This window comes from Photobacterium sp. R1, assembly GCF_054600795.1.
In genome coordinates this window covers 1-317 of sequence record NZ_BAAHZP010000329.1, presented here as the reverse complement: position 1 = coordinate 317, position 317 = coordinate 1, and the positions used below count along the sequence as shown (strand labels likewise).

Here is a 317-nt window from a genome sequence, read left to right as displayed (position 1 = left end):
ATGACGTGACTTGCTCTGTCACCCCCGTCAGAGCAACATACTGATTGGAACCCGCCGCTCCCCCTACCGCCCAGTTGTACAGCGGCAGATTCAAACTCTCCGCCAGATACTCTGTCCAGACAAAACCGTTTGAGAAGTGCCCCAGAAACCAGGAAGTGCGGTTCGGAAACACCCATTGAGAGGCGTTGAACAGATTGCCGGTGTCCGACAGGCTGTCACCAAAAGCGACCACTTTATTAATGCCCATAAAGACACCCAGATCATTGGTCCAGATGGAATGGTTATAAGACAAGCTGTTATCGGCAGCAAAATAGGTC

1 protein-coding gene is annotated in these 317 nt (G+C 51.4%); it reads right to left on the bottom strand.

The genetic code is table 11. From position 1 onward, the window contains the following. On the bottom strand, positions 1 to 317 hold a 317-nt coding region (locus ACYP03_RS25270; RefSeq protein ID WP_459782566.1), incomplete at both ends, for an SGNH/GDSL hydrolase family protein.